The organism is Herbiconiux ginsengi (assembly GCF_900107435.1).
In the GTDB taxonomy this organism is placed as follows: Bacteria; Actinomycetota; Actinomycetes; order Actinomycetales; family Microbacteriaceae; genus Herbiconiux; species Herbiconiux ginsengi.
In genome coordinates this window covers 833280-854386 of record NZ_FNPZ01000001.1, presented here as the reverse complement: position 1 = coordinate 854386, position 21107 = coordinate 833280, and the positions used below count along the sequence as shown (strand labels likewise).

Here is a 21107-nt window from a genome sequence, read left to right as displayed (position 1 = left end):
GCATGTCGACGACGTCCGTTCCTCGGGTGGCCTTGTCGGGGGAGTCGTCAGGAAAGCAGCGCGAACGTTGCGCGGATGTCGGCGACGAGGGTGGCCGGCTGTTCGAGCGCGAAGAAGTGACCACCAGCCGCCGGCTCGTTGAAGAACACGATGTTCGAGTAGCGCCGCTCCAACTGGCGGAACGACTTCCGGACGGCCTCTTTCGGGGGCATGGTGAAGCCGACCGGGACGCTGATCGGGTCGTCGATCGTGGCCGGTGACGACCAGCCGGACTGGTCCATCTCCCAGTACATCCGGGCGGCGGAGGCGCCCGAGTTCGGGAGCCAGTACAGCATGATGTCGTCGAGCATCTCATCGAGTGTGAATGACCCTTCGGCGTCGCCGGGTGTGCCGCAGGTGTCTTGGAACATCGCGTAGATCCAGGCGGCTTGCCCGACGGGCGAGTCGGCGAGGGAGTATCCGATGGTCTGCGGTCTGGTGGATTGTTCTTTGGCGTAGCCGGAGAGGGTGTCCCAGAAGTGCTTCGCGTCGCCGAGAGCCGCCTGCTCCGCCGGTGTGGCGGTGCGGATCTCGTCCGGGGTGGGCGGGAACATCGCGAAGTTCAGGTGGGTGCCGATCAGACCGGCCGGGTGCAGTTTCGCGATCTCGTCCGTGACGGCGCAGCCGAGGTCGCCGCCTTGGGCGCCCCACCGTTCGTATCCGAGACGGTTCATCAGCGTGATCCATGCCTTGGCTATGCGTGGCGGGGTCCATCCGGTATCGCTGGGCTTCTGCGAGAACCCGAACCCGGGGAGCACGGGGATGACCAGATGGAAGGCCTGCGCGGGGTCCAATCCGAAGGCCGCCGGGTCGGTGAGCGGACCGATGACCTTCCGGAACTCGAGCACGGAGCCGGGCCACCCGTGGGTCATGATCAACGGCGTCGCGTTCGGCTCGCCCGAGCGGATGTGGAGGAAGTCGATGTCGAGACCGTCGATCGTGGTGCGATACATGCCCCAGGCGTTGAGTTGCGCCTCGACGGTGCGCCAGTCGTACGAGTCGCGCCAGTGATCGACCAGCGCGGCGAGCTTCTCCGGAGTCGGCCCTTGAGAGGTGTCCGACACGGTGCGGCCGTCCGGCCAGCGCACCAGCGACAGTCGCGTGCGCAGATCGTCGAGCTGCTCCTGGGGAACCGCGATCGTGATGTGTTCGATGGCCTCGGACATGGCAGATCCTCCATTGCTTACTTCGGTACCGTACGGTATCGTACACATATGGTCAAGCCGATCGCCCCTGCCGAAGACACCCGGATCGCCGAGACGGGCCCCTCGGAGCTGCGCGGCGAGGCTCGCACCGTGGCGATCCTGGATGCCGCGCTCGAGCTCATCGGCGAGGTCGGCTACGAGCGCGTCACGATGGACGGCATCGCCGCCCGCGCACACGCGTCGAAGACGACCATGTACCGGCGCTGGTCCACCAAATCCGAATTGGTCGCGGATGCGCTTCGTCGGCACGCCGAGGGCGAGTCTCCCGCGGTGCCCGACACCGGCACCCTCCGGGGGGATCTGCTGGCGACGGTCGGCGAGATCGCCGAGACGCTCACCGGCGGGCGTGGCCCGTCCCTGATCGGTCTCATCGATGCCATCCGAGATGATGCCGCGTTGCGGGAGCAGGTCGGTACTCAGGTTCGTGAACGAAGCCACGATGTCGGACGCGAGATCTGCGACCGGGCCGTCTCCCGGGGCGAGGCTGTTCACGCCGAGCGTGCGGAGATCGTGCTCGAACTCGCCTTCGAGCACCTGTTCACCTCGACCCTGTTCGACGGCGCGCAGCCCTCCGTGGCGAGCCGGCAGCGCTTCGTCGACGCCGTTCTTCTCCCTCTCCTCGGCGCAATCGAATCAGGTCGGCCGTGACGACGGCGGAAGCCGTACCGCAGCACACGGATCGTTGCTCCGCCGACTCACGAATGCCGGATTCTCGCGCCCAGACTGTCGCCGCGTCGGAGCGGACCGGCCGGCACGTCGTCGTTCATCACGACGACGCAGCTGGGTGAACCGACATCCACGTCTCCGCGGTGCGTCGGCAAGCCCGACGGGCCGAGCTGGAAGACGGCGATGGAGTTCGATGCCCGATTGGCGACGTAGAGCCGAGAGCCGACGGTCGTGTGGTGTCGCGGGGTGATGCCGTGGCATGACACTTCGTCGATGGCCACGAGATCCGTCCTGTTCGGTGCGACACGCATCGTGACGATGGTGTCCGATCCGCGTACGCCGACATGCGCGAATGTCGCCGAGCCGAGATCGGTGATGGTGATCTCCGCAGCGAGGTCGGTGCGAGACCATGTGCCGTGCGGACGAAGCGGTGCGGAGCCGGCGATCGTGAACCGGCCGGCGCGGCCGGCGCGGAGCACGAAGACGCACCCCGAGTACTCCGTGACGACATAGACCAGGCCGTCACCGTGGACCTTCAGGTGGCGGGGTCCGCTCATGGCCGGTAGATCGAGCGCGTACTCCGAAACCATCCCCTCCGTCTCGTCGAGACGCCAGAAACAGATCGAATCGTTGGCGATGTCCACCGTTGCGATCTTCCCCTCGCGCACCGTTGTCGCGCTGTGCGCGCGCGGTGGCACGGTTCCCTCGAGCCCCACTCTGTCTCGCAACAGGGGCCTTCCGTCGGGTGACAGGTCGAACAACGCGATCGTTCCGTCGCCCCAACCGCTGACCACGAGATAGCGGCCTCGCGGATCGACGTGGATGTGGCAGGGAAGCTCGCAGGCGTACTGGGGCGGCCCGAGCCATCGCACGGATTCGCGGGCGACATCCAGCACGACCAAATTTCCGGTCGACTCCTCGACGGCATACAGCACAGGGAGCGCGGGGTGGGCCGCGAGAAAGGAGGGCGAATGGGCCGGGATCGGCGGCTCGTGCTTCGGTGCACTGCTGTCGTTCACCCGCACGCGTTCGATACCGTGGCCCGATCCACCGAGTTCTGCGGTGGAGGTGCCGATCCAGAGGGTGGTCGTGTCGAGAGCCGCGGGATCGTTCAGGGCGCCCGGAACCCTTCCAGCCACGATTCGGCGATCTCCCGGTGGCCGACTTCGGTCGGATGGATGCCGTCGGTCACGAAATCCGAAGGATCGCTTTCCGCGGCCCGGCGAGTGAGGTGCCGATCGAGTTCGACCAATCTCGCCGAATACTCGTGGGACAGGCGATGCACGACCGCGATCTTCTCGTCGAGATCGTCGCGCCAGTTCTCTTGGGCGGAGTCGATCGGCAACAAGAAGGGCTCCATCATCACCAGAGAAGCACCCGTCGGCACCGAATCGTCGAGGATGCGCCGGTAATCGTCTTCGAAGGAGGCCGCGCTGGTCGGGTCGTCTCGGTCGAAGCGGCGCCACATGTCGTTGACCCCGACGAGGATCGTGATGACGGCTGGATCATGGGCCAACACGTCCTCGGCCCAACGCGCACGCACGTCTCGCACCCGGTTGCCGCCGATTCCGGCGTTCACGATCGAGAAGGCACTCCCGGCTCGCTGCAGGCGATCGTCGATGACCCTGACGTAGCCGGCGCCGAGTGGATGCCGGCCGGGATCGCGGTGGTTGGCATCCGTCACGCTGTCTCCTGCGAAGACGAGGACGGGGGAGGGTTCTGACATCAGTGTCCTTCGAACTCGTGCGGTCAGTCGGTTGCGGTCGTGTGCGCCGGCGGCAGCGTGCCCCAGTGACCGAGTGCGACCTCGGCCTCGCGCTGAGCGTTGACGATCAGGGTGCGGGACGTCTGCTCGACCGAGGGGTCGCCGTTCGCGATCTCGGCGACGAGCCGCCGATGCACTTCCAGCCCGTGCAGGGTCTCCTCGACCAACGGGAAGACCAATGTCTCGCGGGTGCGGACGGCCGTCGCGATGACGCTCTGCAAGCGCTGGAACATGCGGTTGCCCGAGAGTGCGAGCAATGTGGTGTGGAACTCGACGTCGGCCTCGGTGAAGGCGTGGATGTCGCGGGATTCGAAAGCGGCCTGCATGCGATCGAGGATCGCGCTGAGGCCACCGATCGCTGACGTCTCCGAGCTCAGCGAGACCAGGCGCGCGGCAACAGGTTCGATGGCCAACCGGGTGGAATACAGCTCCTCCACCTGATCCAACCGCTCGTCGCCCTGCAGGCGCCACGTGATGACCTGGGGGTCGAGGTAGTCCCACCTGCTCTCATCGGCCACACGTGTGCCCACTTTGGGCCGAGCGGTGACGAGCCCTTTCGCCTCGAGCGCCCGGAAAGCTTCGCGCACGACCGAGCGCGAGGCTCCCAGGTGCTCTCCGAGCTTCTCGGGATTGATCGATGAGCCCGGAGGAAGCACCCCCTGAACGATCGACCGGCCGAGGTATTCGACCGTCTGATCGTGAAGACGCGTGCCGCCGACCCCGAAACTCACTTCGCCGGCCACTGTCATTCATCTCCCTCAACTAATAACCTGATAAATAGTACTACCTCGTCAACACTAGTGATTTCACGAAAGAGTTGACACGCTGAGCTTCTAGTCATAATAATCTGATTATTGAAGTCAACCGCTCAGTGAGGAGTAAGCGTGCACGTCGTCGTCGCCGACCCGATGCAGGTGCGATTGGGCGCCCAGCTCAGAGAACTGGCCGGCCCCGGATTGACGTGGGAGTTCCTCACGCCCGGGCAGAGCATCGCCGATGCCTCCGATTCGCCGGAGGTCTTCGTCGGGTCGAAACTCAGCGCCGACGAACTCCCTCCGGCCGCTGACCTCCAGCTGGTGCAGGTGGCGGGAGCGGGCTACGAGGGGATCGACCTGCACGCGCTCCCCGCCGGGGCACGCGTCGCGAACACGTCTCATCACGGTCGCGCCATCGCCGAGTACTGCGTCATGTCGATGCTCGCCCTGTCGCGCGACCTGATCCGCGAAGACCGGGCTCTGCGCACCGGACGGTGGTTGTCGGTCTTCCAGGACCCCGGATCTCCTGTGCACGAAACGCTCGAAGGCAGAACGGTCGGCATCCTGGGCATGGGCGAGATCGGAGAGCACGTCGCGATCCTGGCCACGGCTCTCGGGATGCGGGTGGTCGGCATCCGCCGCCACCCCGAGCGCCCCACCGCCGTTCCCGTCGCCTGGATGGGCGGCACGGACGACATCGACACCCTCCTCACGCTCTCCGACTTCGTGGTCGTGACGACACCGTTGAGCGAACACACACGCGGCCTGATCGGAGCGCGCGAACTGGCTCTGCTCGCGCCGCACGCCGTGCTCATCAATGTCGCACGGGGCCCCATCGTCGACGAGCAGGCGCTCTTCGACGCCCTTCGGAACGGCGCCATCCGTGGCGCTGCCATCGACGTCTGGTGGCAGTACCCGGAGCAGGGCAACCTCCGGAGCCCGTCGAGACTTCCGTTCGGAGAACTCGACAACGTCATCCTCACCCCTCACACCTCCGGGGTGACCTCCGACGTCTTCCACCGCCGGATGAAAGACGTCGCCCGCAACATCGCGGCGCTCCGTGACGGCGGAGAACTGCGCAACATCGTGTACGAATCCCCGATCCACCCGAATCCCATCGAATCCCGATGAATCACCACCAGGAGAAATCAATGAAGATGAACCCCAGAGCAGCACTGGCGATCGTCCCCGTGGCCCTCGTGGCCTTGGCGTTGACGTCGTGCTCAGCGGATGCCGGCGCCGACGCGGGCGCCACCGACGGCCCGGTCACGATCACCGTGATGGGCATCCCGGCGACCACGAAGCCCGAGGCGCGCCAGGCCTATCTCGACGAGATCACAGCGTTCGAGAAGGAGAACCCCGACATCACGGTCACGCCGACCGATGAGAAGTGGAACGCGCAGTCGTATGTGACGGAACTGGCCGGAGGAACCGCTCCGACCTTGCTGTGGGTTCCCCTCACCGACCCGCCCGGGCTGATCGCCCGCAAACAGGTCGCCGACATCACGGCCGACGTGGAAGCCCTCCCGGAGGCGGGCAGCCTCAACCAGAAGGTGCTCGATCCGCTGCGCGGCGACGAGGGGCAGCTGTACGGACTCCCCACCGCCGAATACGCACTCGGCCTCGCCTACAACCGCGACCTGTTCACCGCCGCCGGCCTCGACCCCGATCAGCCTCCCACCACCTGGGACGAGGTGCGAACCGCTGCGAAGAAGATCACCGACGCGACGGGCGTGCCCGGGTTCGCCGAGATGACCACCAACAACGCGGGCGGATGGCATCTGACCGCCGGCACCTACTCGCACGGCGGCACCATGGAGGTCTTGGGAGACGACGGGACCTACACGGCCGACGTCGCGAACGACCAGGCGGCCGCCTACCTCGACACCCTCAAGGCGATGCGGTGGGAGGACGACTCCATGGGCACCAACGCCCTCCTCGGCTACGACGACATCAACAGCGGATTCGCGGCCGGCAACTTCGGCATGATCATCTCGGCGCCCGACTACTACACGAACTACATCCAGCAATACCAGGGCGACCCCACGAAGTTCGGAATGGCCGCCTACCCGCAGGCCGGTGGCGGAACGACTCTCGCCGGCGGCAGCGTGGCCATGGTCAACGCGAAGGCGACACCCGCGGAGAAGGCTGCGGCCATCAAGTGGGCCGCTTACCACTGGCTCCGCCCGCAGTACGACCCGGAGGCTGCGGCGACTGTAGCCGAGTCGAACGCGGCGGCCGGAATCCCGGTCGGCATCCCCACCATCCCGCTCTTCGATCAGGAGACGCAGGACAAGGTGCACGCGGCCATCGAACCGTTCATCACGATCGACTCGGCGAACTTCGAGCCCTTCGTCACCGGCACGGCCGGGCTCGACCTCGAAGCCGAGCCGCCCGTCGCGGCGCAGTTGGTGTACGGCTCGCTCGACCCGGTCATGCAGGCGGTGCTCACCCGTGAGGACGCCGACCCGATGGCGGAGCTCGAGAAGGCACAGCCCACCGCCGAGCAGGCCGTCAAGCAGGCTCAGCAGGGACAGGGATGACGACCAGCAACGATCTGGTGGTGGAGGCGACCGCGGCCGCCTCCACCACCGGATCGGGACCCCACGACGACGGCCGGGTGCTCGAACCCCGGGCCAGGCGGCGGCTCAAGCACCCGGGACGCTGGAGGCGCGACCTCTCTGCCCTGGTGCTGCTGCTCCCGGCTCTGCTCCTGTTCGGCGTGTTCTCGTGGTGGCCGATCCTGCGCAGCCTGCTCCTCAGCGTGCAGTACAACAACCTGGTCGACGCGCCCACCTGGGTGGGGCTCGACAACTTCGCCAACGTCTTCAGTGACCCCATCCTGCTCACCGCGGTGCGGAACACGCTCGAATTCGGGGCGCTGTCGGTGTTGTTCGGATTCCCGATCCCGCTGTTCCTGGCCATCATGATGTTCGAGCTGCGGAGGCTCGGCGGCATCTTCCGGGTGCTGGTCTACATCCCGGTGATCATCCCGCCCGTCGTCTCCGTTCTGCTGTGGAAGTTCTTCTACGACCCCGACAACGGTCTGTTCAATGCCGCCTTGGGCGCGATCGGCCTCGGCCCGTTCCCCTGGTTGCAGTCCACGGCGACCGCCCTGCCGAGCCTGGTGCTGTTGATCCTCTGGGCCGGTGTCGGCAGCACCGTCCTTCTGTTCCTGGCGGCCCTGTCCGGCGTGAGCCCGGAACTCTACGAGGCGGCGGAGACCGATGGCGCTTCCATCTGGCAGCGCATCTGGCACGTCACTCTGCCGCAGCTCCGGGGGATCATGCTGATCCTGCTGCTGCTGCAGATGATCGGCACGCTGCAGATCTTCACGGAGCCGTACGTGATGACCGACGGCGGACCGGAGAACTCGACCGTCACCGTACTTCTGCTGATCTACCGAGCCGCTTTCATCAACGGCGACTTCGGCTACGCGACGGCGCTGAGCGTTCTGCTCGCGGCGGCCCTCGCCATCCTGTCAGCCATCTACCTCCGTCTCACGCGCGCTTGGAGCACCTCCTGATGATCGTGAACACCGAAGCCCCGCGCCCCGTGGTTCGGGCCAGACGCCGTACGAGGACGGATGCGAATCGCAGCCTGATCTCCAGAGCCGACCTTCGCCGGCCGGGCCTGCGGCTCAGCGTGCGGGCGATTCAGGGAACTCTGCTCGCGCTTGTCGCCATCGCCGGGATCGGACCCCTGTGGTGGCTGTTCAAGGGATCGTTCTCCGGCACCCAGGAGCTGCTGCAGAATCCCGCCGCGCTCTGGCCCTCCACGACCCAGTGGGACAACATCGCCAACGCCTGGACCCAACTCGACATCGGGCACTATCTGCTCAACACGGTCGTCTACGCCGTCGGCGCGGCCGGCGTGCAGGTGATCGTCGCGGTCACCGCCGGATTCGCGCTCTCGGTGCTGCGGCCGCGCTTCGGCAGAGTCGTCTACGGTGCCATCCTCGCGACCTTGTTCATCCCGGGAACGGTTTCGCTCGTCGCGCTGTACCTCACGATCATCAATGTTCCCGGACTGAACATCAACATCGCGAACACGCCGTGGGCCATCTGGCTGCCCGCCGGTGCACATGCCTTCAACGTGCTCATCGCCAAGCAGTTCTTCGACACCTTGCCGCGGGAGCTGTTCGAGGCGGCGTCGGTCGACGGGGCGTCGCCGTTCCGGATGCTGCTGCAGATCGCCATGCCGCTGTCGCGGCCGATGATGTTCGCGATCGGGCTGCTGTCGTTGATGGGCGCCTGGAAAGACTTCCTCTGGCCGCTCGTGGCAATGAGCGACCCGGCGAAGCAGCCGCTATCGGTGGCTCTTCCGCGATTGGCGGAGAACGCGGATCAGGCGCTCGTGCTGGCCGGAATGCTCATCTCGACCATCCCGCCCCTGATCGTCTTCATCATCTTCCAGCGCCAGATCGTCCAGGGCGTCGGCTTCAGCGGATTGAAAGGATAAATGCACGTGAGCGGCCATGCCGAGGTAGTCATCGACAGACCCGATCGAGGCGGAACGATCCGCATCGAGGCCTGGGGTCCGAACGCCATCCGCGTGCGGGCATCGTATCGAGGGCCGATCGATCGTCGTGAGACCGGGGGCTTGATCTCCGACCAGCCCATCGGGCCGGCTGCGGATGCCGCGGTGAGCGTGGACGGCGACATCACCTCGCTCGCCAACGGGCTGCTGACCGCCACCGTCGACCGCAAGGGTGAGATCGTCTTCCGCTCGGCGGACGGCCGCACCCTCCTCCGCGAGACACCGCAGTTCCTGGCTTCGCCGCCTCCGCGCTATTTCCGTCGACGTGCCGGCGCCACGACCCTGCACGTACGGTTCGATGCCGACCCCGAGGAGCGCTTGTACGGCCTCGGCCAGCAGCAGCACGGCCTGCTCGATCAGAAGGGCGCGGTCGTCGACCTCCTCCAGCACAACTCCAACGTGTCGATCCCCTTCCTCCTGTCCAGTCTCGGTTACGGCCTGATCTGGAACAACCCGAGTCCGGGGCGGGTCGAACTGGCGAGCAATCGCACGCTCTGGACGGCCGACAACACCGAGCAGCTCGACTACATCGTGATCGCCGAGCCCACTCCTCAGAGCATCGTCGCGCGATTCACCGAGCTCGTCGGGCGAGCACCCCGCTTTCCCGAATGGGCGTCGGGGTTCTGGCAATCACGACTCCGCTACGCCTCTCAAGAGGAGCTGCTCACGGTGGTGAGAGACCACCTCTCTCGAGGGCTGCCGCTCGCGGCGATCGTCATCGACTACCTGCACTGGATCTACTTCGGCGACTGGGCGTTCGACCCGGCCCACTGGCCCGACCCCGACGCGATGGTGGCGGAGCTGCGGGAACTCGGTGTCGAACCGGTGGTCTCGGTCTGGCCCGCGGTCAACGAGAACAGCGAGAACTATTCGGCCATGAATGCGGGCGGGTTGCTGCTGCGCCAAGCCGGCGGGCTCGGGGTGGCCGCCCGATTCGTGGATGCGGGACAGCAGGGCCCGGCCTTCCTGCACTTCTACGATCCGAGCAATCCCGCTGCACGCGACTTTCTCTGGAACGCCGTCGACAGGGGCTACCGGACGCACGGCATCGAGAGCTTCTGGGTCGACGCCAGCGAACCCGAGATCGTTCCCCAGGAACCCTCGGAATGGGAGTACGCCGCCGGCCCCGGCGACCGGGTCGGCAACAGATACCCGTGGTGGAACGCCCAAGCCCTGGGCGGAGGCATGACACCGGAGAATCCGCGCGACGCCGTCAATCTGTCCCGATCGGCGTGGCTCGGATCGCAGCGCTTCGGCGCCGCACTCTGGTCGGGCGACGTCCCCTCCACCTTCGAGTCGCTGCGTGCTCAGGTTCCTGCCGGTCTCAACGCGGGCCTCAGCGGGGTCGCCTGGTGGTCGAGCGACATCGGCGGGTTCCACGGGCCGAACACGAACGAGTCGCCCTATCTCCGCGAACTGATCATGCGATGGTTCCAATTCGCGCTCTTCACGCCCATCATGCGGCTGCACGGACACCGGATTCCGGACGGGGACGTCGCGCTGAAGTACGGGGCGCCCAACGAAGTGTGGAGCTTCGGCGACGAGGTGCTTGCAGCGGCGACGAAATTCCTGGCGTTGCGAGAAGCCATGAGGCCGTACATCGCGCGAGTGATGCGCGAAGCATCCGAGACCGGGATGCCGGCGATGAGAGCCCTCTTCCTCCACTTCCCCGAAGATCCGGAAGCCTGGGCCGTCGACGACGCGTATCTCTTCGGTCCCGACATCCTCGTCGCGCCCATCCTCGACGAGGGCACCGACACCCGATCCGTCCGGTTGCCCGGCGGCGAATGGGAGTCGCTCCAGACCGGCGAGACGTTCGTCGGTCCGCGAGACGTCGAGACGGTGATTCCGACCGACGGGATACCCGCGTTCGTTCGAGCGGGATCGGCCGTCGCCTCGGAGATCCGCGAGGCCCGCGAGACACGCGACGCGAGAGCATCATGACCTGGCTCGTCACCGGGAGCGAGGGAAAGCTCGGCCGCGAGCTCGTCGCCGGCCTCGATGAACGCGGCATCGCAGTGCGAACGATGGATGTCGTGCCCTCCTCCCGCGAAGGGCACGTCGAGGGAGACGTTCGCGAACCCGCCGTTCGCGCTCACGCGGTGAGTGGCGTGGACGTCATCATCCACCTCGGCGGATTGGCGAGCGACAGCGCCGGTACGCCGAGTGAGATCCTCGAGGTCAACGCCGGCGGTACGGTCGCGCTCGCCGATGCCGCCGTCGTGGCCGGATGCCGGCGATTCGTCTATGCATCCAGCATCAACGCGGTGGGGATCGTCGGGCCGGGATCTCCCACGCGACTTCCCGTCGGGGATGACGAGCCGGCGCGTCCGTCGACTCCCTACCAGGTCTCGAAACTGCTCGCCGAGGACTATCTCCTCTACCTCCATCGGGCCGGCGCGATCTCCTCGGTCATCCTTCGCCCGACCTACGTCGCGACGGCATCCGACTACGCCGCCTGGCAGAGCCGCGATTTCGCCGCGCTTCCACGAACGAGAAGCGAGCTCTACTCCTACATCGACATCAGGGACTGTGTGGAGGCACTCATCCACGCGGCACGCGCCGTCGATGTTCCGCCCGGCCCCTACTACCTCAGCGCCGCCGACACCGATGCGTTTCAGCCCTCCCTCGAGATCGTCTCCGACTGGCCTGTCCCGAGGCGGCCGGACTTCATCGCCTACTTCTCGGCCGACCCGCATCGAGCCTTGATCGACACCACTTCCACGAGCGAGCTGCTGGGCTGGACCCCCACCCGCACCTGGCGCGCAACCGATCAGACACAAGGAAACGACCAAGAACGGAGTCAACGATGACCACTGCATTCTCTCGTCGAGCATTCATCGGAGGAACCGCCGCGGCGGGCGCCGCAGCGCTGCTCGCCTCGCAACCCGGGGCGGCATTCGGGTTGGGCGCGATTCCTGCGACAGCGCCTCTCGCGCTCGGAAACCTCACCTCGGGCGGGTTCATCGCGAATCTCCCGCCGTCGTTCTATTCCCGGCCCGGACTCGAGGGCATGCCCGTCATCGACTACGAGAGCATGCCGGTGGTCAACATCATGGATCACGGTGCAGTCGGCGACGGGGTGACGTCGGACAAGGCCGCGTTCGACAGCGCGATCTCCGCGATCAATGCACTCGGCGGAGGAGTCATCTACCTCCCCATCGGACGATACGTGTTCACGCCACCGTCAGGAGGCAGCCCCAACTGGTGGTACCAGGCGACGATCTCCGGGGTCCACTTCGTGGGGGAGGGCGAGGGCAGTGTAGTGGTCTTCCGCCGCCCCAAGATGGTCACCAACGGACAGGAGGCTCCTGCCTACGCATCGGGCAACGGTTGGCAATTCGTCAACGCAACCGACGTCTCGCTCCGCGACTTCGCCATCGAGTGGCTGCCGTTGAACATGCTCCGCCACTCGACCACCGCCACGGCGCTCCTCGTGCGCACACCGGAGTCGGTACAGGTGCTCCGGATGTCGATCGGGAACTGTCAGCCCGGCGTTCTGCTGCAGCACGCGAGCAATTGCTGGATGGTCGACAACGTGTTGCGGAACGGTGCGTCCGACGCCTACAACTTCGGCGGGGCCAAGAACAGTGTCGCTGCATACAACTGGGCGGAGTCGATTGGCGACGACGGATTCGCGAACTACCAGGACAGCGCCTTGTTCCCTGACAGCAACACCATTCCCAACGTGCGATTCACCCGAAACACCGTCATCAGCGCCTGCTACGGCAGGGGCATGACGCTCGGTGGCTCGCATCACATCATCGACGAGAACTGGATCGAGAACAGCGCCGGAGCCGCCATCCTGAGCGACATCAGCACGACCAGCCCTGCGACGCTCATTGACGCGTCCGTGGTCAACAACGTATGCATCCGCTCGACGATGGAGATGCGACCCGATAACCGGCACCTCTCCAGCGGGGGCGGATACCACGGAGCGATTGCCTTCCTGAACAAGGTCGACACGTTGACCGTGCAGAACAACAGCGTCCGCGGGTCGGAGGACAACGACATCGCCATCGGCATCACCAATTGGCTCGGCGTCACGGGAAACGACATCGAAATCTTCGGCAATGAGCTCTACGCGGCGGATGGCGTCGGCATCAACATCCCGTCGAACAGCACGCTGACCGGACTCGACATCAGCCAGAACCGCATCCTCGAGAACACGGGACCGTCAGTGGCGCTGGCGGGGACGGCCACCGGGGTGACGTCGGGAGGCAACTACGTCACCACCCTTCCGAGCGTCACCGGCTCGGTCTCGGGAGACATGACCGGATTCACGACGTCGCTCTCGACCCCGTACAGCGATCCCTACGCCCCGCGGCGGGCTGAACCCAGCGAGACCAGCTGGGCCGACCCGCAACCGCAGAGCACATCGGGCCTCACCACGGTCAACGTCACGAGCTACGGAGCACTGGGAAACGGCGTTCACGACGACACCCCGGCATTCCGCGCGGCGTTGGCGGCTCTGCCGGCAACCGGAGGGGTCATCGCCGTGCCGGCCGGAAACTTCCTCCTGCAGGTCGACCCGGCCTACTCCACGTTCCGCGACACGAAGATCACGCATCACTTCGCCATCACGGAGCGCGACAACGTGCACATCGTCGGAGTCGGCGCCAGCTCGGTCATCGTCTGCGCCAGCGCAGAAGACCAAGGAGTCCGCATCATCGGAGGCCAAGGATGCTCGGTCTCGAACATCGCGTTCTCCCTCCCGGACCGTCCAGACTTCCGTCGCAACCGGGCCCTGCTGGAGATCACCGGAGCGAAAGACGTCTCGGTCACCGACGTCTCGCTCTCGGGTGCGAGCGGTTCCAACCTCCTCATCGACACGTGCACCGGGGTCTACCTGGACAACGTGACCAGTGAGAACGCCAACATGTACGGCATCGACGTCGAGGGGTCGCGCCAGGTGCGGGTGACGGGCTGCAGCGCGAACGACAACCGTGACGGCGGCATCCAGATCGGATGGGTCGGCGCAGTCTTCCGCGAGGCGCAGTTCGTGCACGTCGATGCGAACACCGTCGACGGTTCGAGCGAAGGCGCCGGCATCCTCGCCAGCAGCGGTGCAGACCTCCTCATCGACGGCAACTCGGTGAGCAACACGTGCCAGGCCGGCATCTACCTCTGGGGCCGCGCCCCGGAATACCCGATGTACTCGGCCGACATCACCAACAACACCATCGTCAACGCCTGCATCGGCGACTACACCTACACGCCGGGCGCGATCGCCATCCATTCCATCCGGGAATCCGCGGGAATGACGACGGGCACGTTCACCATCTCGGGCAACACCATCGACACCACCCCCTTCTCCGGCATCTGGGTCGGAGGGAAGTCGCCCATCGGCTCGATGCTCTGCCAGATGAACACCCTCACGATCTCGGGCAACACGTACTCCGGAGTCGGCGGAAGCAGTGTGCTGATCGCGGCAGATCAGCAGGCGAAGATCACCAACCTCACCATCATCTAGAAGGATACGCAGGCAACTCAGAGTGAGAATCGAACGAGTAGAGACCTTTCAAGTCGCACCGCGCTGGCTCTTCGTGGCCATCACCACCGACGACGGCATAACCGGGTGGGGAGAGCCGGTCGTCGAAGGCCGAGCGGCTACCGTCGCCACCGCGGTCGCCGAGCTGAGCGACTACCTCATCGGATCGGATCCGTCGAGGATCGAAGACACCTGGCAGGTGCTCACCAAAGGCGGCTTCTACCGCGGTGGACCGGTGTTCGCGAGCGCGGTGGCGGGCATCGATCAGGCGCTGTGGGACATCGCCGGAAAGCGGCTGGGCGTGCCGATCTACGATCTGCTCGGCGGAGCGGTTCGTGACCGGGTGCGGATCTACGGCTGGATCGGCGGCGACCGTCCGAGCGAGCTCGCGGCCGACGCCGAGCGCCAGGTCGCCGCCGGCCTCACGGCTGTGAAGATGAACGGGTCGGAGGAGCTGACGGCCATCGACGTGCCGGCCAGCCTCGCGCATCTCGTCGACCGGGTCGCCGAAGTGCGAGGTGTTCTCGGCGACTCGCGTGACATCGCCATCGATTTCCACGGCCGCTATTCGCCCGCGATGGCTCGCCGTGCTCTCCCGCTCCTGGAGCCGTACTTCCCCCTCTTCGTCGAAGAACCCGTGGTGCCGGAGCTGTCCTTCCAGCTGGGCGAGATCGCCCGCGCGACACCGATCCCGATCGCCACGGGTGAGCGGCTCTACTCGCGGTGGGAGTTCCGCGAGGTGCTCGCGAGCGGAATCGCCGTCGCCCAGCCCGACCTCTCGCACGCCGGAGGGATCTCCGAGGTGCGGCGGATCGCGTCGGCGGCCGAGACCTACGGGGTGTCGCTCGCGCCGCACTGTCCCCTCGGACCGATCGCGCTGGCCTCGTGCCTCCAGGTGGACTTCGCCACACCCAATTTCCTCATCCAGGAACAGAGCCTCGGCATCCATTACAACGTGCAGACCGACCTGCTCGACTACCTGCTCGACCGATCCGTCTTCACCGCGAACGACGGATACATCGAACGACCGCTCGGGCCGGGGCTCGGGATCGAGATCGACGAGAAAGAGGTCCGTCGCGCCGCGGCCGCACCTCACAACTGGCACAACGACATCTGGCGACACGCCGACGGGAGCTTTGCAGAATGGTGATCGACAACCGAGGGCCGCAGCAGCCTGACGATCTCGAGCGAGCGCGGCACGATCCACGCCTGCTCGAGAACGGCAGCGTGATCCAAGCCAGCGGATACAGCGACCAGCCGTACGTCGTGGTGACCGGGAGCGGGACGTGGTTGTGCGTCGTCACCAGCTCCGACGCTCACGAGGGTGATTCCTCACAGCGCATCGTCGCTCGAACGAGCACCGATCGGGGGCAGACCTGGACCGCTCCGGTTGACATCGAGCCCGCGGACGGCCCGGAAGCCTCGTGGGCGGTTCCGCTGATCACACCTGCTGGGCGGGTCTACGTCTTCTACACCTACAACACCCTGAACATCCGAGAGGTGCCCACCGACACGGGAACCAGCCCGCGCGTGGACACGCTCGGCGACATGGTCTTCCGGTACTCCGACGACGAGGGCGAATCCTGGTCGGATCGGCACACCGTCCCGATCCGGGCGTTCGACATCGACAAGCGCAACCCGTTCGGCGGTGAGGTGCAGTTCTGGTGGTCGGTGGGGAAGCCCGAAGTCGTCGGATCGAGCGTGTTCATCGCTGCTTCGAAAGTCGGCGAGTTCCGCGAGGAATCCCAGGGATTCCAGAAGACGAGCGAGGGATTCCTGCTCCGCAGCGACGACATCCTGTTCGCGTCCGACCCGGCGACGATCACCTGGCAGACGCTTCCCGACGGAGACGTGGGGCTCCGCGCCCCGGAGGGCGAGGTGGCCGAGGAGCACAAAGTCGTCGGCCTACGCGACGGCAGCCTCTATTGCGTCTACCGCAGCGAGAAGGGCTACGTGGCCAGCAGCTCCAGTCGGGACGGCGGCCACACCTGGTCGGCACCCGCCTGGGCGACTTTCGCGAGCGGACGTCCGATCAAGAATCCGCGTGCGGCGACGTTCGCCTGGTCGTGTGGCGAGGGTCGTCATCTGCTCTGGTTCCACAACAACAGCAACACCTGGTTCGGCACCTACCGGAATCCGGTGTGGCTTTCCGGCGGGATCGAGGTGGACGGCACGATCGCCTGGTCCGAACCGGAGATCGTGCTCTACGCCGACGATCCTCAGGTCAGCATGAGCTACCCCGACCTGGTTCAGCACGACGGCGCGTTCTGGCTGACGGAGACGCAGAAGAAGGTGGCCCGCGTGCACGAGATCGACCGGGACCTGCTCGCCCGTCTGTGGGGAGAACCCTCTCCCCACCTCGGCGAAGGCATCGTGGCCCAGTATCGGCACGGCGACGAGACGCCGGTGAGTCCCTTCCGTCTCACGCCCTTCCAGCTCCGGCGTGGGAACTGGCGGATCGAAGAGGCCCGTGCAGGGTTCACGCTCTCCGTTGACCTGACCGTCGTCGACACCAGTCCGGGACGAACCATCGTCGACGATCGCGATGCCTCCGGTCGCGGATTCGCCGTCGAAATCGCGTCGCGCGGTCGTCTGCGATTCACCATGAGCGACGGACGCCGAGAGTGCTCGTGGACCTCCGATGCCGACACGATCGTCGCGAACAAGCCGACCCATGTCGGCGTGGTGGTCGATGGCGGCCCGAAGATCATCCTGTTCGTGGTCGACGGCGTGCTGCAGGACGGGGGCGACGAACGCCCTTACGGATGGGGTCGCTTCAGCGATGATCTGCGGGACGTGAATTCCGACCACGGCCTCGACGTGCACGGGCTCGCGAACCACGAAGTCGGTGCTCTCACGGTCTTCGACCGCGCCCTTCGAGTGGCGGAGGTCGGAGAACTCGCCGAGGATGCGAGGCGTCGCCATGCGCGCTGACACGAGACGGCGGGTCGTGACGATCGGTGAGTCGATGTTGCAGATCACGCCCTCGCCGATCGGGCGACTCGCGAACGCGACCCGTGCGAGCCTGAGCGTCGCCGGAGCCGAATCGAACGTCGCCAGCTATCTGTCGAGGCTCGGTCACACCGTCTTCTGGCTCAGCGCCGTCGGTGACGATCCGATCGGTGAACGCATCGTCTCCGACATCCGCGCGGCGGGCGTTCGCACCGACTTGGTCGTGCGGGACTCGACCGCCCCGAGCGCGGTGTACTTCAAAGACGCGCAGCTCGGCGGGGCAACCTCGGTGCACTATTACCGGAGCGGGTCTGCGGCATCGCGCATGACCGGGGCCTTTCTCGATGACTTCGCCTTCTCCGGAGACGACCTGGTGCACGTGAGCGGGATCACGCCCGCACTCTCGACGGGCTGTCACGAGCTCATCGAAACGACCATCGACAGAGCTCACCGCGCCGGCGCCCGAGTCTCCTTCGACGTGAACTACCGGCCGGCGCTGTGGGAGCCCGGAATCGCCGGCCCGATCCTGCGCGCCCTCGCCGACACGGCTGACGTGGTCTTCGTCGGGCTCGACGAAGCACAGGAGATCTGGGGCACCGAGACTCCCGCTTCCATACGAGATCGGGTTCCCCGCCCCGACATCCTCGTGGTCAAGGACGGCCCGGTGCGTGCGACCGCTTTCCACGGCGGCGCGCAGACGGATGAACCGGCGCTCGTCGTGGATGTGATCGAGCCCGTGGGCGCCGGCGATGCGTTCGCAGCCGGCTTCCTGCATGGGCTGCTGACCGATGCGGGCGTTCCGTCGAGCCTGCGACACGGCCACCGCCTCGCCGCTTCAGCGTTGGTGAGCACCGGAGATGTCGGTGCGATGCCGGACGGCTTCGCCGGAGCCCTCTCTCCCGTCGGTGAATCCGACCGGATCGAGGTGTGATCGTGGTGTCGACATCGCGAAACGACTTCTCTGCAGTTCTGAGGGGGCGTCCGGTCATCGCCATCCTCCGTGGGATGGATCTGTCGGTCGCTCTGGACGTCGCCCACCGTGTCTGGGACAGGGGGATCGGAGTCGTCGAAGTACCTGTGCAGGATGAAGCCTCGTTCGAGACTTTCCAGGCCGTGAGACTCCGCGGACTTGACAGGGGAGAACCCGTCGGGGTCGGCACCGTCACCCGTCTCGAGCTCCTCGAACGGGTGATCGACGCGGGTGCTGACTTCACCGTGGCTCCGGGATTCGATCTTGCTGTCGTGGAGGCGAGTGCGGAAGCAGGAGTTCCTCATCTGCCCGGGGTCGGAACCGCGACGGAGGTGCAGAAGGCCTTGCTGGCGGGGTGCGATCACGTGAAGGCCTTTCCCGCTTCCAGCCTTTCCCCGAGTTGGTTCCGAGAAATGCGGGGGCCGTTCCCTGCCGCGACTTTCATCGCCACCGGCGGAATCGACACGTCGAACGTGAAGGACTTCCTCGCCGCAGGGGCCGCCGCCGTCGGAATCGGGTCCGCCTTGCGATCACAGCGCGCGGCCGACGCCCTCTTCGACCTTGTCGAGACGATTGATGACTGAACCGGCTGTGGTCGTGCCGCCGTATGCCCACATCCACAACGGGGAGGTGAGTATTCTGCTCCGAACCTCGAGCCGTAAGCCGGAGTTCGTGCATTGGGGTGCCTACCTCGGCGAACAGCTCCCCGATCCGGCGCAGATCGAGGGCGCGGTACCGCAGTCGTCATTCAACGCACCCGTACCTCAGCACCTGGTGCCGGAGGCCGCAGCGGGATGGCTGGCAACGCCAGGACTGCGCATCGGGCGAGAGGGCAATGAGCTCCACGCATCGTTCGCCATCCGCGACATCGTGGTCGACGAGCACGCCACCGCAGTGCTCAGGCAACATGACGACCGCAATGAGATCGACCTGGCCACCGAGATCCACATCGAGGACACCGGTCTGGCTCGCCTCCGTCACACCCTCACGAACACCAGCACTCGGCACCTCGCCGTCCACCACCTGTTCGCAACCCTCCCCTTGCCCGATCGAGCGAAGGAGATCCTCGACAGCACAGGCCGATGGTGCCGAGAAGTGCAACCGCAGCGCCGGACCATCGGATTCGGCAAGTGGTCCCGCCCGACACATCACGGGCGAACGGGACACGACGCCCCGCTGGTCTTCGCGGCGGGAACGGAGGGCTTCGGATTCCGAAACGGGGAGATCTGGAACATCCACCTCGCGTGGAGCGGGAACTCCGAGCACTACATCGAAAAACTGCCCTCCGGAGCTTTCGTGATCGGTGCCGGTGAGGTTCTCGAGCAAGGAGACGTCGTTCTCGAGGAGGGCGGAAGTTACACGTCTCCTTGGCTCTTCGCGTCCTACAGCAGGATGGGCTTGGACGCGAATGCGGCACAGTTTCATCGATGGGACCGGTCCAACCGCACCGCGGTCACACCTCGACCCGTCACCCTCAACAGTTGGGAAGCCATCTACTTCGACCATGACCTCGACGCGCTGATCGATCTTGCTGCGGCCGGCTCGCGGATGGGCGTGGAACGGTTCGTGCTCGACGACGGGTGGTACAAGGGACGACGGAACGACCGCGCAGGTCTCGGGGACTGGTCGGTCGACCCGATCGTCTGGGCGGGAGGGCTCGCTCCTCTCATCGACCGTGTGCACGACCTCGGCATGCAATTCGGGCTCTGGGTGGAGCCCGAGATGATCAGCCCCGACTCCGACGCTGCACGTGCTCACCCGGAGTGGATCAGTCGCCTCGGCGAGGACCTTCCGCTGCCCTGGCGGCATCAACAACTGCTCGATCTCACCAACGAAAAGGCGTGGCGGTACGTCTACGACCAGCTGCACCGCTTGTTGGCGGATCACCGCATCGACTATCTCAAATGGGACTACAACCGCGACAGCAACGAGATCGGCCGCGGCGGAATTCCACGCTCCCATGCCCAGGTGCTCGCCGCATATCGGCTGATCGACGCCATCCGGGAAGCGCATCCCACGGTGGAGATCGAGAACTGCTCGTCCGGAGGAGGCCGCGTCGACCTCGGTCTGGGCAGTCGCACCGACCGGGTGTGGATATCCGACACCAACGATCCCGTCGAACGTCATCCCATTCAACGGTGGGCGTCACAACTCCTGCCGCCCGAACGTATCGGAAGCCACGTAGGGGGACCTCGGTCTCACACCACAGGCCGAGTCACTGACCTCTCCTTCCGGATCAGCGCCAGCTGGATGCAGCACATGGGGATCGAATGGGACATACGAGGGATGAGTGCCGACGAGGAGGCCGTGCTCTCCGGTGCCATTCGTCTTCACAAAGCCAGCCGCTCACTGCTTCATTCCGGCGTTCTCATCCGCGACGACGGTCCGGATGCGAACCACCTCTTCCACGGAATCGTGTCCGCGGAGAAGGACAGGGCAATCTACCAATACGTGGCACTGCAGCTGGCGACCTCGGATGGCCCGACGCCTCTGAGGCTCGCGGGGTTACGCGACGAATGGTGGTATCGAGTGCGGATGCTGCTCGACGATGTCCAGCAGAGGGCGGAGCAGGCCCCTCCCTCGTGGATGGTCGAGGGCATCATTGCGAGCGGCCGGTTTCTCACCACGGTCGGTCTGCACATGCCCTTGCTCAATCCACAATCAGCCATCACGTTCGAGGCGGTGCACGTCGGCGAGGGCCCCTAAGCTGGCAAGTGGCCGGCGG

17 protein-coding genes are annotated in these 21107 nt (G+C 65.9%); 13 read left to right on the top strand and 4 right to left on the bottom strand.

The genetic code is table 11. From position 1 onward, the window contains the following. Window positions 1–47: 47 nt before the first annotated feature. A complete protein-coding gene (locus tag BLW00_RS04155; RefSeq protein WP_092549568.1) occupies window positions 48–1205 on the bottom strand; it encodes an epoxide hydrolase family protein in 1158 nt (385 codons plus the stop codon). Window positions 1206–1253: 48 nt separating this feature from the next. Between BLW00_RS04155 and BLW00_RS04150 the strand changes: the two genes are divergently transcribed. Next, window positions 1254–1892 (top strand): TetR/AcrR family transcriptional regulator, encoded by a 639-nt coding sequence (locus tag BLW00_RS04150; protein WP_092549565.1) that lies wholly within the window; start codon window positions 1254–1256, stop codon window positions 1890–1892. A gap of 47 nt (window positions 1893–1939) precedes the next feature. Here BLW00_RS04150 and BLW00_RS04145 read toward each other — a convergent pair whose 3' ends face one another. From BLW00_RS04145 to BLW00_RS04135, 3 genes are read right to left on the bottom strand one after another with little or no spacing between them, the layout of a single operon-like run. Continuing rightward, window positions 1940–3049 (bottom strand): lactonase family protein, encoded by a 1110-nt coding sequence (locus BLW00_RS04145; protein WP_175494119.1) that lies wholly within the window; start codon window positions 3047–3049, stop codon window positions 1940–1942. After that, window positions 3022–3636 carry an SGNH/GDSL hydrolase family protein gene (locus BLW00_RS04140; RefSeq protein ID WP_092549562.1) on the bottom strand — a complete coding sequence of 205 codons (615 nt, stop codon included), beginning with the start codon at window positions 3634–3636 and terminating at the stop codon, window positions 3022–3024. The genes BLW00_RS04145 and BLW00_RS04140 overlap by 28 nt, the downstream gene beginning before the upstream one ends. Window positions 3637–3659: 23 nt before the next feature. Further along, complete coding sequence (locus BLW00_RS04135) at window positions 3660–4424, bottom strand: FadR/GntR family transcriptional regulator (RefSeq protein ID WP_092549559.1); 765 nt, start codon at window positions 4422–4424, stop codon at window positions 3660–3662. Between the two features lie 135 nt (window positions 4425–4559). Here BLW00_RS04135 and BLW00_RS04130 point away from each other — a divergent pair, with 135 nt between their 5' ends. From BLW00_RS04130 to BLW00_RS04075, 12 genes are all read left to right on the top strand, one after another. Continuing rightward, window positions 4560–5561 (top strand): 2-hydroxyacid dehydrogenase, encoded by a 1002-nt coding sequence (locus BLW00_RS04130; protein WP_092549556.1) that lies wholly within the window; start codon window positions 4560–4562, stop codon window positions 5559–5561. Between the two features lie 20 nt (window positions 5562–5581). Then, window positions 5582–6973 (top strand): ABC transporter substrate-binding protein, encoded by a 1392-nt coding sequence (locus BLW00_RS04125; RefSeq protein ID WP_175494118.1) that lies wholly within the window; start codon window positions 5582–5584, stop codon window positions 6971–6973. Beyond that, window positions 6970–7956 carry a carbohydrate ABC transporter permease gene (locus tag BLW00_RS04120; protein ID WP_092549551.1) on the top strand — a complete coding sequence of 329 codons (987 nt, stop codon included), beginning with the start codon at window positions 6970–6972 and terminating at the stop codon, window positions 7954–7956. The genes BLW00_RS04125 and BLW00_RS04120 overlap by 4 nt, the downstream gene beginning before the upstream one ends. Next, a complete protein-coding gene (locus BLW00_RS04115; protein ID WP_175494117.1) occupies window positions 7956–8891 on the top strand; it encodes a carbohydrate ABC transporter permease in 936 nt (311 codons plus the stop codon). Before BLW00_RS04120 ends, BLW00_RS04115 begins: the two co-directional genes overlap by 1 nt. Window positions 8892–8897: 6 nt before the next feature. Beyond that, a complete protein-coding gene (locus BLW00_RS04110) occupies window positions 8898–10913 on the top strand; it encodes a glycoside hydrolase family 31 protein (RefSeq protein WP_217634280.1) in 2016 nt (671 codons plus the stop codon). Continuing rightward, a complete protein-coding gene (locus tag BLW00_RS04105) occupies window positions 10910–11782 on the top strand; it encodes an NAD-dependent epimerase/dehydratase family protein (RefSeq protein WP_092549545.1) in 873 nt (290 codons plus the stop codon). The genes BLW00_RS04110 and BLW00_RS04105 overlap by 4 nt, the downstream gene beginning before the upstream one ends. Further along, window positions 11779–14442 (top strand): right-handed parallel beta-helix repeat-containing protein, encoded by a 2664-nt coding sequence (locus tag BLW00_RS04100; RefSeq protein WP_092549542.1) that lies wholly within the window; start codon window positions 11779–11781, stop codon window positions 14440–14442. Before BLW00_RS04105 ends, BLW00_RS04100 begins: the two co-directional genes overlap by 4 nt. Window positions 14443–14515: 73 nt before the next feature. Next, window positions 14516–15610, top strand: coding sequence for a galactonate dehydratase (dgoD, locus tag BLW00_RS04095; RefSeq protein ID WP_456077562.1), 1095 nt, complete (start codon window positions 14516–14518; stop codon window positions 15608–15610). Then, window positions 15604–17394 carry an exo-alpha-sialidase gene (locus BLW00_RS04090; RefSeq protein WP_092549536.1) on the top strand — a complete coding sequence of 597 codons (1791 nt, stop codon included), beginning with the start codon at window positions 15604–15606 and terminating at the stop codon, window positions 17392–17394. Before dgoD ends, BLW00_RS04090 begins: the two co-directional genes overlap by 7 nt. Next, window positions 17384–18343, top strand: a complete 960-nt coding sequence (locus BLW00_RS04085) for a sugar kinase (RefSeq protein ID WP_092551948.1) — start codon at window positions 17384–17386, stop codon at window positions 18341–18343. The genes BLW00_RS04090 and BLW00_RS04085 overlap by 11 nt, the downstream gene beginning before the upstream one ends. Next, a complete protein-coding gene (locus tag BLW00_RS04080; RefSeq protein WP_245741256.1) occupies window positions 18340–18966 on the top strand; it encodes a bifunctional 4-hydroxy-2-oxoglutarate aldolase/2-dehydro-3-deoxy-phosphogluconate aldolase in 627 nt (208 codons plus the stop codon). The genes BLW00_RS04085 and BLW00_RS04080 overlap by 4 nt, the downstream gene beginning before the upstream one ends. Continuing rightward, a complete protein-coding gene (locus tag BLW00_RS04075) occupies window positions 18959–21088 on the top strand; it encodes an alpha-galactosidase (protein ID WP_092549532.1) in 2130 nt (709 codons plus the stop codon). Before BLW00_RS04080 ends, BLW00_RS04075 begins: the two co-directional genes overlap by 8 nt. Window positions 21089–21107 lie beyond the last annotated feature (19 nt).

Excerpts from the sequence above, each read along its gene's own strand:
- BLW00_RS04155 (WP_092549568.1), bottom strand. The coding sequence starts at position 1,205 with ATGTCCGAGGCCATCGAACACATCACGATCGCGGTTCCCCAGGAGCAG.
- BLW00_RS04150 (WP_092549565.1), top strand. The coding sequence starts at position 1,254 with ATGGTCAAGCCGATCGCCCCTGCCGAAGACACCCGGATCGCCGAGACG.
- BLW00_RS04140 (WP_092549562.1), bottom strand. The coding sequence starts at position 3,636 with ATGTCAGAACCCTCCCCCGTCCTCGTCTTCGCAGGAGACAGCGTGACG.
- BLW00_RS04135 (WP_092549559.1), bottom strand. The coding sequence starts at position 4,424 with ATGACAGTGGCCGGCGAAGTGAGTTTCGGGGTCGGCGGCACGCGTCTT.
- BLW00_RS04125 (WP_175494118.1), top strand. The coding sequence starts at position 5,582 with ATGAAGATGAACCCCAGAGCAGCACTGGCGATCGTCCCCGTGGCCCTC.
- BLW00_RS04120 (WP_092549551.1), top strand. The coding sequence starts at position 6,970 with ATGACGACCAGCAACGATCTGGTGGTGGAGGCGACCGCGGCCGCCTCC.
- BLW00_RS04115 (WP_175494117.1), top strand. The coding sequence starts at position 7,956 with ATGATCGTGAACACCGAAGCCCCGCGCCCCGTGGTTCGGGCCAGACGC.
- BLW00_RS04105 (WP_092549545.1), top strand. The coding sequence starts at position 10,910 with ATGACCTGGCTCGTCACCGGGAGCGAGGGAAAGCTCGGCCGCGAGCTC.
- BLW00_RS04100 (WP_092549542.1), top strand. The coding sequence starts at position 11,779 with ATGACCACTGCATTCTCTCGTCGAGCATTCATCGGAGGAACCGCCGCG.
- BLW00_RS04090 (WP_092549536.1), top strand. The coding sequence starts at position 15,604 with ATGGTGATCGACAACCGAGGGCCGCAGCAGCCTGACGATCTCGAGCGA.
- BLW00_RS04085 (WP_092551948.1), top strand. The coding sequence starts at position 17,384 with ATGCGCGCTGACACGAGACGGCGGGTCGTGACGATCGGTGAGTCGATG.
- BLW00_RS04075 (WP_092549532.1), top strand. The coding sequence starts at position 18,959 with ATGACTGAACCGGCTGTGGTCGTGCCGCCGTATGCCCACATCCACAAC.